At 35.6% G+C, this 12,149-nt stretch carries 8 protein-coding genes and 1 other annotated feature; of the genes, 5 read left to right on the top strand and 3 right to left on the bottom strand.

What is annotated here, in order from left to right; all coding sequences use genetic code 11:
- Positions 1–72 precede the first annotated feature (72 nt).
- Positions 73–1,269, top strand: coding sequence for a site-specific integrase (locus D2K60_RS18795; RefSeq protein ID WP_117170601.1), 1,197 nt, complete (start codon positions 73–75; stop codon positions 1,267–1,269).
- A 196-nt stretch (positions 1,270–1,465) separates the two neighbouring features.
- Positions 1,466–2,119, top strand: coding sequence for a hypothetical protein (locus D2K60_RS18800; RefSeq protein WP_117170602.1), 654 nt, complete (start codon positions 1,466–1,468; stop codon positions 2,117–2,119).
- A 69-nt stretch (positions 2,120–2,188) separates the two neighbouring features.
- On the opposite strand, the gene ligD is transcribed toward D2K60_RS18800, so the two are convergent.
- Positions 2,189–3,952, bottom strand: a complete 1,764-nt coding sequence (gene ligD / locus D2K60_RS18805; RefSeq protein ID WP_117170603.1) for a DNA ligase D — start codon at positions 3,950–3,952, stop codon at positions 2,189–2,191.
- An 86-nt stretch (positions 3,953–4,038) separates the two neighbouring features.
- Between ligD and ku the strand changes: the two genes are divergently transcribed.
- Together ku and D2K60_RS18815 are read left to right on the top strand one after the other, a co-directional pair.
- Positions 4,039–4,878 carry a non-homologous end joining protein Ku gene (gene ku / locus D2K60_RS18810; RefSeq protein WP_117170604.1) on the top strand — a complete coding sequence of 280 codons (840 nt, stop codon included), beginning with the start codon at positions 4,039–4,041 and terminating at the stop codon, positions 4,876–4,878.
- A gap of 139 nt (positions 4,879–5,017) precedes the next feature.
- Positions 5,018–6,280 carry a YeeE/YedE family protein gene (locus D2K60_RS18815; protein ID WP_117170605.1) on the top strand — a complete coding sequence of 421 codons (1,263 nt, stop codon included), beginning with the start codon at positions 5,018–5,020 and terminating at the stop codon, positions 6,278–6,280.
- 69 nt (positions 6,281–6,349) lie between these two features.
- Here the strand turns inward: D2K60_RS18815 and pfkA are convergent, their stop codons facing one another.
- Both pfkA and tyrS read right to left on the bottom strand, forming a co-directional pair.
- Positions 6,350–7,306: a 6-phosphofructokinase gene (gene pfkA, locus D2K60_RS18820; RefSeq protein WP_117170606.1), complete on the bottom strand. Its 957-nt coding sequence runs from the start codon at positions 7,304–7,306 to the stop codon at positions 6,350–6,352.
- Positions 7,307–7,485: 179 nt separating this feature from the next.
- Entirely contained in the window at positions 7,486–8,754 is a 1,269-nt protein-coding gene (gene tyrS, locus D2K60_RS18825) for a tyrosine--tRNA ligase (RefSeq protein ID WP_117170608.1), read from the bottom strand.
- A 60-nt stretch (positions 8,755–8,814) separates the two neighbouring features.
- Positions 8,815–9,024: a binding site (T-box leader), on the bottom strand.
- A gap of 133 nt (positions 9,025–9,157) precedes the next feature.
- Between tyrS and D2K60_RS18830 the strand changes: the two genes are divergently transcribed.
- A complete protein-coding gene (locus D2K60_RS18830) occupies positions 9,158–12,112 on the top strand; it encodes a transglycosylase domain-containing protein (protein WP_117170610.1) in 2,955 nt (984 codons plus the stop codon).
- Positions 12,113–12,149: the final 37 nt, after the last annotated feature.

Consider the following 12,149-nt stretch of genomic DNA (forward strand, 5'->3'; position numbering starts at 1 on the left):
TTCACAACCGCTTATCCTTTCAAACAAACCTTCCTTTATCTAAGCCTGCCATGCTGTGAGAGGAAAGGTAAAATGACTAAATTACAAAAGTCAAAAAAAGATCCTGAACTGTATTATTATCTCAATGCTAAAGATGAAAAGCGTTGGATGTACCGCCATAGTTATAAAGATTACACAGGGAAATGGAAAGAGAAGAAGAAAAGAGGATTCATTAGTGAGAAAGAAGCTTACCGCTCTTTATTAGAAGTGAAATCCAAAACAGTTAATGGATTTATAAAGGAAATAGACCATAGTAATTTAACAATTAGCAAGTGGTTTAATATATGGTTTGAAACTCATCAGAGTGATTGGAAGGTAACTTCTAAACAACAAAGAGAAATGGCCATAAGAATTGTTATTAAACCGTTACTGGGTCATTATAAATTACACGATCTAGATAAAACCACATACAAACGTGTATTTATTAATAAACTGCTTAAATCCTACAAGCCTAGCAGCGTTCAGTTATTTCATAGGTTATTTAAAATAGGGATTAACGCTGCTGTAGATGATGAAATCTTACCTCGTAATCGTTTCACAAAAATAACGATAAATCAGAACTTACAAGATGACGATAAATTACAAGGGAATTTCTTATACGCTAAGGAATTGCACATTCTTTTAAGGGATGCTAAGGAAAATGAGAACATAACTGTCTATACTATTTTATTGCTTTTAGCATACACAGGTTTAAGGCGTGGAGAATCTTTTGGTTTGAAGTGGAGTAATATTGATATAAAAGAAAAAACGCTCACAGTGGAGCGTACAAGGGATAATAAAGGTGCTAGAACACCTAAAACAAATAACAGTTATAGAACTATTTCAATTGATGACAAACTAATTAACCAACTCCAATTATACAAAACATGGTGCAAAGAAACAAAGTTATCGTTTGGTAAAAAATTAAAGAATGATGATTATATTTTCATTTCTTTTCAGACTGGAGAAGCATACACCGATTCATCAATTCTGTACGCTCTAAGACGTTGCATTAAACGTACTGACATAAACGCTATCACACCACATGGATTAAGGCATACACACGCCACTTTATTAATCAATCAAGGCGTAGGTGTCAAATATGTAGCTGAACGACTTGGAAACACTCCTATGATGATCCTGGATATATACGGCCATACATTCAAAGAAACCGAGAGAGAGATTGTTGATATGTTTAGTGCTTCTATGAATGAGGTTTCGGCCACTTTTTCGGCCAGTTCTAAAAAATAACCGCTCAACCATTGATATAACAAGGCTTTTGCATTACGTTCATTTCTACTCACGTTAATACGTTATATTTAGTATGAAAGCCCTAAAACAATGTTTTAGGGCTTTTTTTTATGAAAATTTATTTTAACTTATTACTGACACATTGACTTGATAGAATATGCTTGAATAATTCAGTCTAATGAAAGGAAGTGCAAGAATGTCAATTAACATAAGTAACTTATCAACGGCCTATTCCAATTTGTATACAGCTCTAGCCGCAAACACGACTATGTCAGAATCAAGCACTTCATCAAGTAATACTGATCTTACTTCCATAAGTAACTTTGCTTCTTACCTGCAAGGAGCTACTGAAGCAAGTTCAACTTCTTCTCTTGATACTTTATTACAAACGCGTACTGACTTATTAACGCAGAAAACAAGTACAATAGATGAAACTACGCTTGAGACTATACAAGAAGAGCTTGCAAGTATTAATGCTGAACTGGCTAACGTACTATTAAATGAAGAAAGCACCGAGACGAATTATTATAATTACAGTAATAGCTCAGCTATAACAGCTTCAGATGAACTCTCAACTTTTTTACAAACAAGCTTTCAAGTTCAACAGCTTCAACTTTTAACAGAAGCTAAGGAAAGACTTCAATCACAAGTTAGCAGTTATGAATCAGAAGTAGATGAAACGAGCTCAGAGTCAGAACAACAACGTCTTGAAGATTTAACGAACAACCTAAGTTTAGTTGACTCATACGTAACAACAAAAACAGATGAGCTCTCTATAGAAAGTAGTTTATTATCATCATTATCCGCTTCATCTGCACTAACAAAATATTTGATTACTAATGAAGCATAGTAAATTGTGACAAAGAAACACGTATTAGATTAACTTTTGTTTAGACGAAAGCTAACTGATACGTGTTTCCTATTTCATTTCCCATGGACAACCTTTCTCTAGCAATCGCTTAGGAATTGTTTTCATTGTGAATGCTTTCGGATCTAACTGCTCATTTACTTCGTTCCAGTTTAAAGGTGTGGCTATTGTTGCTTCATTTGTTGCTCTTGGTGAGTATGGCGCAATAATCGTTTTACCAGGTGCATGTTGTACATAATCGATATATAAACGGTTACCACGATTCTTTTTTAGACGTTCAATCGTAAATAGTTTCGGGTAATTATCGACAAGAACGTTTGCAACTGCTTCCATAAAAATACGTGTCTCGGTAAAAGACATACTCTTTGGTTTCATTGGAATATGAACTTGGAGTCCTGTTCTCCCCGACGTTTTAACAAACGGGATAAAACCTTGATGCTCTACCATTTCTTTAATTAATTGGGCTGCAGTTACTGCCAACGGGAATTCCGTTAAAGAAGGCGGATCTAAATCAAATACTATCTCATCTGGGTAGTCTGAATCTATTGTGTGAAATGGAATATGAAATTCCAAGGATGCATGATTTCCAAACCAAAGTAAACTTCTTAAATCATTACATAAAATGTCCTCTTTATTATCTTCCCCATTAACTGTTTGAATATAATCTGGTGCATAGTCAGGTAGATGTTTCTGATAAAAAGAATGCTTTTTTATACCATCAGGATAACGAATCATCGATAATCTTTTATTTTTTAGTTTTGGTAAGATAAAAGGTGCGATAAACCGCAAATACAAAAGGTAAACCTGTTTATTCACATCTGGAAAAAGCAACTTATCAGGCTTTGCTATTTCAATCTCTTCAGGTAATTGTGCTAATCCAATTTGAACGCTATTAATCGTGCAATCTTCTGGTGATAATTCAAAACGAAACTGTCGAAATGACGGTTCACGTATCTCTCCATCATCCGCTTCTAAACAGTTAATATCGATACATACGCTAGGAGTAACTTCCCAAAAGAATCCATTAGTCTTTTTACCGTTTTCTTGAATAAATGCCTTCACTGTCTTCTTATCATCGTCTAAAAATCCATTTTTAACTTTTCCTAGCTGTACTAATTGATCTTGTTTAAACACTTTCAATTCAAAATAGTCATTATCTATGTTCCATCCAGATATAATCCCTTGAATGATGCGATAATTTTTGATTTTAAGCCAATGTTTAGTACGTTTACCTGTTATGTATGTACTTGATTTCTGCTTTGCTATAATCCCTTCACTCTGATGCAGCATTACAGTTGCCGTTATTTCTTCTATTTCTTTAAAAGATTGTACAAGGTTAACCCTACTGTTAAAAACAAAGTTAGATATCTCTAACTTATTCGCTATTATTTCTAACTGTTTACGACGTTCCGCTAACTTTTTTGATTCTAGCGGAACTCCTCTTAATTGAATTATATCAAAGACCATCAAAGAGGCAGGACGTCTTTGACTAGCAACTTTGATTTTATCTTTTGATTTTAATCTGCCACGTTGTTGAACAAGGGAAAACACGGATTGAAATTCAGTCCGTAATACTACAATTTCGCCATCAAAAAATAATGGCAACTGATCTTCAACAAGATATTGATTTTTCTTACACCAGTTAATTATCTCTGGAAAAGAAGCAGTTAAGTCATTGCCATTGCGACTCCAAAGCTTTACAGTTTTCTTCTCCCATGCCAAACCACAACGAAAACCGTCATATTTCACTTCATATAACCACTTTTTATCTATAGGCGGTTCTTCAACTAGTGTCGGAAGCATCGGTTTCCACATTAGTATCTCCTCCCTTCCATATTATTCTTTCTAATAATTGAATTATTATGAGTTGGATGCAAAAACTATATCCGAGAGGTGATAAAATGCACACAATGTGGAAAGGAACAATAAGTTTCGGCTTAGTAAATATTCCAGTTAAATTACACTCTGCAACTGAGGACAAAGATGTGAAACTACGCAATCTACACAAGGAATGTAAGTCTCCGGTTAAATATGAAAAAATTTGCCCCGTCTGTGAAAAAGAAATTGGGAATGATGATATTGTTAAGGGATATGAGTACACCAAAAATAAATTTGTTATTTTAGAAGATGAGGATCTTGAATCGATTAAAGATGACAAAGATGATAAATCGGTTGAGATAGTAGACTTTGTGAAGTTAGAGGAAATTGATCCAATATATTTTGACCGAAGTTATTATTTATCACCTGATGATGGTGGGGGTAAAGCTTATGCTCTCTTAAGGGAAGCATTAAAAGATACTGAAAAAATAGGATTAGCAAAAATTACAATTCGATCAAAAGAGCAGCTTTCAGTTGTAAGAATTTACAATAATACTTTAGTAATGGAGACTATTCACTATCCAGACGAAGTTCGGAGCTTTCAAGAGGTTCCTAATATACCTGAAGAAGCAACAGTTGTTAAAAAGGAATTAGAAACAGCAAAAATGTTAATTGATCAACTAACAGCAAATTTTGAACCAGAGAAATATACCGATGACTATCGAACCGCTTTATTAGACCTTATTCAAAAGAAAAAAGATGGTGATGAAATTTCTACTGCCAAAGAACCTAAAAAGCCAAGCAATGTTACTGATCTGCAAGAGGCATTAGAAAAATCTCTAAATAGAACGAAAAAAGGCAAGAAAAAAGCCACACCAGCTAAAAGAAAAACGGAGACAACTAAGAAAACATCCACCGGTTAATCAAGCATTCGAATAAGGACATTTGCTCATAATGAGTGAATGTCCTTATTTATGAGTTAAGATTCTTGACTCCTAACATAATGCCCGATAGTATTAACAATTGTAATTACTACTAATTTTATCGGGAAAGGGTGTTTTTATGGATACAGTAGCTACAAATGTTCAACCTATTAATGATGTGAAGGATCCAGTAGAAAGACAAGGTGCTGGTTTAAATAAGCCACAGATTAAGTTAATAGTTGCCGGATTAATTGTTTCAGCATTATTAATGATTTATCTGATGGCTACGCAAAATATTGTTCAACCTTTATTACTTGTAATAGGACTTTTAATTGGTTATACATTATTTCATGCTCGTTTTGGTTTCACTTCAGCATTCCGTAGATTAGCTTCTGTAGGTAACGGGCAATCCTTACGTGCACATATGTTAATGCTAGCCGTTGCCGTTACATTATTTGCTCCAATTCTAGCTTTTGGTTATTCATTTTTTGGAGAGGCTGTCTCCGGTTATGTCTCACCTGTTGGCGTAAGTCTTTTGGTAGGCGCATTTCTGTTTGGTATAGGTATGCAACTAGGCGGTGGCTGTGCTTCTGGTACACTTTACGCACTAGGTGGCGGTCGATCTGTTATGTTTATCACACTACTCTTTTTCATTGTTGGTGCCACAATTGGTGCTTATCATCTACCATTTTGGACCGAAGACTTACCGGCATTTGAACCTATCTCACTTGCAACCTCTACAGGTTTAGGCTATGGTGGCGCCTGGATAGTATCGATTGCTTTATTCGGACTAATTGCTTGGATTACCTTAGTAGTCGAGAAAAAGAGAAAGCCACCTAAAATGGCTCCCGTGCCTTCAGAAAAAGGTTGGAAACGTGTTTTACGTGGTTCTTGGCCATTATTTACTGCCGCAATTGTTTTGGCAGTATTAAATGCTATAACATTAATGACTCGAGGTACGCCTTGGGGAATTACTTCAGCTTTTGCTCTATGGGGATCAAAAGTTGCGCAATTTGTTGGCTTTGATGTTGCAAACTGGGGTTATTGGCAAGGTGCAAATGCTGCATCACTCGACGCTTCAATTTTTGCCGATTCAACAACTGTATTGAATTTCGGTGTTATATTAGGCGCATTTCTAGCTTCAGCAGCAGGTGGTCTTTTCAAGTTCACTAAAATTACTGGTAAGAACGCCGCTGCGTCTGTTATAGGCGGCATTTTCATGGGGTATGGTGCCCGCCTTGCCTTTGGCTGCAATATTGGTGCTTACTTTGGTGGTATTGCATCATTTAGTTTACACGGCTATATATGGGGAGCACTTGCACTGGCAGGAACGTTTGTAGCATTATTCCTCCGCCCAATGTTCGGCTTGTCTGTACCCAAAATAAAAGATACTTTTTGTTAACAAAAGGCTCACCAAAGATTTGGTGAGCCTTTTACTATTCATTTATCTGCGATCATTAAAATCCTTCCATCAAACTAAATCTTGAAAAATTTGATATAACTGTTCATCCACTACATTTTCAGCATTAAAAATTTCATCAAACGTGTGATACGTGATTTCATTTTTCTCCATTCCCAAAGCAACACCAGTAATATCCTCTTCAATCAATTGAATTACTTTATGCCCCATTCTGCTTGTAAATAAGCGATCAAATGCTGTTGGAGTGCCACCTCGTTGGATATGACCAAGAACAGTGGGTCTTGTATCTAATTTTGAATGTTCTTTTATTAAACGAGCGACTTCCTCAGCTTTTCCAGCGCCTTCTGCAACCATAACAATACTATGTGTCTTCCCTCTTTGAAAACCACTAGTAAGTTGATTAGAAATTTCCTCGATATTCCAGTCATGCTCAGGAATTAACACAGCATCAACCCCACTTGATATTCCAGCTTGAAGAGCAATATCACCACAACTTCTACCCATTACTTCAATTACACTGACACGTTCATGACTACTCATTGTGTCTCTTAGGTTACTAATTGCATCTGTAACCACGTTTAACGTAGTATCAAATCCAATCGTGTAATCTGTTAAAGGAATGTCATTATCAATTGTTCCAGGTAAACCATATGTGTTAATTCCACGTTTGGTAAGTGCCTGCGCGCCGCGATAACTACCATCTCCTCCAATAACAACAAGCGAATCAATTCCTTGTTCCTTTAAGTTATTAATTGCTTTATTTTGTCCAGCTTCTGTTTTAAATTCCTCTGAACGTGCAGATTGCAAAAATGTCCCTCCACGATAAAGAATATCACTTACATCCTGTGTGCCTAATGTTATAAAATCATTTTCCATTAAACCTTTAAATCCTCTTTTCACACCAATCATCTCAAAACCTTTTGCAATACCTGTGCGTACAACAGCACGTATGGCACTATTCATTCCTTGTGAGTCACCACCAGAAGTCAATACAGCTACTTTTTTCATCATTTAACACCCTTTCGTTATCTATCTATACCCTATAATTTAATATATTATCTTACCTATAAGGCTTATTTATCAGTACTTTTATTATAACATTCTACACAATAAACAATGTATTAACTTATTTATTTCTTCATATATAAAAAAAATCACTATTCTAAAATGAATAGTGATTCCTATTATTACTTGAATCGTATTAAAAAATATTTCTTTTTACCCTTTCGAATAATTGTGAATGTATCATCAATACGATCTTTTTCATCTAGACTATAAGTTAACTCTTGTTGCCGCTCGCCATTAATGTAAACTGCACCATTCTGTATATCTTCGCGTGCTTGGCGTTTTGATGGTGTTATTTTTGCTTCAACTAAAAGATCTATTAATGCTTTTTCTTCTTTCACTAACTCCACTGTCGGTACATCTTTAAACCCTTGTTCTATTTCTTTACCATTTAATGCTTTAATATCGCCACTAAACAATCCCTTAGAAATTTTTTGCGCTTGGGCTAATGCTTCTTTTCCATGGACTAATGTGGTCATTTCTTCACCTAATCGAATATGTGGCACACGTTTTTCTGGAGCTGTTTCTAATTCTTGCTTTAATTTTTCAACTTCCGGAATCTCTAAGAAAGTAAAATATTTTAAAAATTTAATTACATCACGATCATCTGTATTAATCCAGAATTGGTAGAACTCGTAAGGAGAAGTCTTGTCCGGATCTAACCAGACAGCACCACCAGCTGTTTTACCGAACTTTGTACCGTCTGCTTTTGTAATCAAAGGTACAGTCAAACCAAATACTTTTGTTTCATCTTGTTCCGTTCTAGATCTTCGAATCAATTCCATTCCAGCGGTAATATTTCCCCATTGATCACTTCCACCAATTTGCAAGGTACAATTCTCTTTCTCGTATAAGTTTAAAAAATCAAATGATTGAAGAATCATATAGGTGAATTCAGTAAACGAAATACCATTTTCTAAACGAGATTGAACGGAATCTTTCGCTAGCATGTAATTAATACTAAAATGCTTACCTGTATCCCTTAAAAATTCAATTAACGACATATTGCCAAGCCATTCTGCATTATTACGAGCCACGGCTCCATTTTCTTCTTTTTCAAAATCTAAAATATTAGCTAACTGTAATTTGATTTGGTTACTAAAGTGTTGAACCGTTTTTTCATCATTTAACTGGCGTTCTGTTGATCGACCACTTGGATCCCCAATCATGCCTGTGCCTCCACCAATTAGTGCAATCGGTTTATGCCCAGCTAATTGAAACCTTTTTAACATAAGTGCTGGAACTAAATGTCCAATATGCAAACTATCTGCAGTTGGATCAAATCCACAGTATAAGGTAACTACATTTTCCTTTAATTGCTTTTCTAACCCTTGCTCATCTGTCATTTGTTGAACCAATCCACGTTCCTTTAAATCTGTTAAAATATCCATAACTCTCACTCCTCATTAGTAAATAATTGCAAACAAAAAACGAGCATATCTTATCCCTAAGAAAGGGACGAGATATACTCGCGGTACCACCCTCGTTGCAACAAAACGTTGCCACTTCATTACATAACGATGCATGGTATAGCACCGTCTTCTATTATAGAAGAAACTCCAGAACGTAATTCATAAGGTAATTGTGTACTGACTTACACCAAACGTCAGCTCTCTTTGACAGGGAATTATCCTATTACTTCACTCTTTCACTGTTTTAATTATTTTTGATTGTGTTACATTAATATCACAGATTTATTACATTTGCAAGAGAAAGCATAAAACTTTTGGACATATTAATTCAATATAAAACATTTATGCTATAATATAGATTGGAATTTTAGGAGGTCTTATTATGGATTTTAAACATTTTTTTCATAAATTATACATTTCCATTACAAGTTTGTGGAAGAAAGGAGATGTCCAGCGTGTATCGCGTATTAGTTATGATGTTGTCTGGAACATCACTCTTTTCTTCATTGTTATAGGTGTGATTGGGTTCTTTTTTGCCGGTGGTCTCGGAGCAGGATATTTTGCTTCTTTAGTTAAAGACGAACCAGTAAGAGCGGAAGCTGATATGAGAGAAGACATTTACAATTACTCTGAAACTTCAGAAGTTTATTTTGCAAATGAGGTTTATATGGGTGAGGTTAGTTCTGATTTGTATCGGGAAGAAGTTACCCTTGATCAAGTATCAGAGAATGTTAAAAATGCCATTATTGCAACAGAAGATGGCTACTTTGAAACACATAATGGTGTCGTTCCAAAAGCAATATTCCGTGCACTATTTCAAGAAGTAACTAATTCTGCAACAAAGTCTGGTGGAAGTACGTTAACACAACAGATTATCAAAAATCAAATATTAACAAATGAAGTTTCTTTTGAACGCAAAGCAAAGGAAATCTTGTTAGCAATGCGCATAGAGGGATTTTTAGAGAAAGACGAGATCTTAGAAGCATATTTAAACATTGTACCTTACGGCAGAAATGCTAACGGTCGAAATATTGCCGGTATTCAAACAGCAGCGGAAGGTATTTTTAATATAGATGCAATAGATTTAAATATTGCACAAGCAGCGTTTATAGCCGGACTTCCTCAAAGTCCAATTACTTATACGCCATTTACTAATAATGGACAGGTAAAAGATGAAGATGGTCTCCAAGCAGGTATGGATCGAATGAAAACCGTTCTTTCAAGAATGCTCGAGGCAGAATATATAAGTGAAGCAGATTATGAAGAAGCACTAGCATATGATATTGTCGCTAACTTAGCGGAACCGACACCAACAAGTTTTTCGGAATATCCTTATTTAACAAATCTAATTAAGGATAGATCGACAGAAATATTAACAACACAATTAGCAGAAGAAGATGGTTATACAGCAGAAGATTTACTAGATGAAGTATTGTACGAAGAGTATCAAATTAGAGCAGAAAGAGAATTGAGTCAAGGTGGTTATAAAATCCATACGACGATTAACAAGGAAATCTTTGATGCACATCAAGATCTTGCAGCTAATTTCAATAACTATGGTCCAGAAAAAACTGCAAGAAATGAAAATACGCAAAAAGTAATCATGACTACTAATGAAGAAACTGGTGAAGAAGAACCACTTGTTCAACCTGTACAAGTTGGTGGTGTATTAATTGATAATGCTACTGGTAAAATTATTAGCTTTGTTGGCGGACGAGATTTTGATATATCAAATAAAAACTATGCCACTGATGTAAAAAGATCTATTGGTAGTACTGCAAAGCCATTAATAGATTACGCACCAGGAATGGAAGAAGGAACGGTTCAACCTGGATCAATCATTGCAGATGTTGACTTACCAACTGATGAAAAATTTCCAAGAAACTATTCTCAAAGATATGCTGGACTTGTTACCGCAAGACAAGCATTAACACAGTCATACAATGTTCCAGCAACAAGAGTATTTCTAGATATATTAGATATAGGTGTGAATCCTATCGAGAAGTATTACAAAAAAATGGGCTTTAGTAATATTCCAGACTCAACCTACAACTCACTAGCAATTGGTACAACAGAAGCTAGTGTTGAGGAAAATGTAAATGCTTATGCGACATTTGGGAACAACGGAAACTTTACTGATGGATTTATTATTGAAAAAATCGAGTCAGGCGAGGGTGAAGTAGCCTATCAACATGAAAGTGAGTCAGTAAACGTATTTAGTGAACAGACAAACTACCTTATGATCGATATGATGCGAGACGTGGTAACACAGGGTACCGCTACCACAGCAAGAGCAAATTTAAGCAACCCAGGGGTAGATTGGGCAGGTAAAACAGGAACAGGTAATAACTATAAAGATACCTGGTTTGTCGCAACCAATCCAAATGTAACCGTAGGAACGTGGATGGGATATGATTATAATCAACCTTTAACAGATGGCTATAGTGGACGTAATCAAGTTTTTTGGGCACAGCTCGTTAATCTCGCCACCGAAATCGATCCAGATCTTATGGCTCCTAGTAATAATTTTGCGCGTCCAGACGGTATCGTATCAAGCTCTTATTGTAAAACATCTGGACTTTTGCCAACTAGTATATGTAGTGACTTAGGCTTAGTGGGATCAGATATATACAATTCGAAATTTGTTCCAACCGAAAAAGATAACAGCCTAATTGGCGGCAGTTATGTGATGTTGAATGGAAAAGCGGTTATTGCTGGAGAAAATACACCAGAAGAATTCACAAATGAAAATGGTGTCTCCTTTAATCCAGATTGGCTGAAAGAGAACGACTTTGATAAATTAAGTAATATTACTGAAACTCTATTACCAAATAGCAGTGCACTTGGTTCCAGTGTTAAAATCCCTAGTACTGAGGATATAAAGAATGATGATAAAGCACCAAACGCACCAAGTTCTGTCTCTAAATCAGGAAGTGCATTGACTTGGAACAAATCATCAAGTAATGATGTTGTTGGCTATCGTATTTATCGTGCTAATGATCCAGACAGCAATTTCAAGCTCGTTGGTAGTACAACTGAAACGAAACTAAATGTTGGGAATACAAAAGCTGTTTACCATATTAAAGCTGTTGATTACTACGGTCAAGAGTCCGCTTCTTCAAAAGATTTAGTGGTTGGCGACTTCAGTGAGCCAAAACCGGAACCGAAGCCTGAGCCTGAGCCGGAGCCAGAACCGGAACCTGAAAACGAGAAACAACCTGAAGATGATACTTCTGCAGATAATGAGGAGAACAATGAAAATAATGAAGAAGAGCAAGAAAACAATAATGAAGAAGAAACAGATCAAAGTGAATCCAATGAAGATGATAATGATTGATTGTAAGAAAAAAAAGAATTCGCAGTGTCACACTGCG

The sequence above is a fragment of the Paraliobacillus sediminis genome, assembly GCF_003426055.1.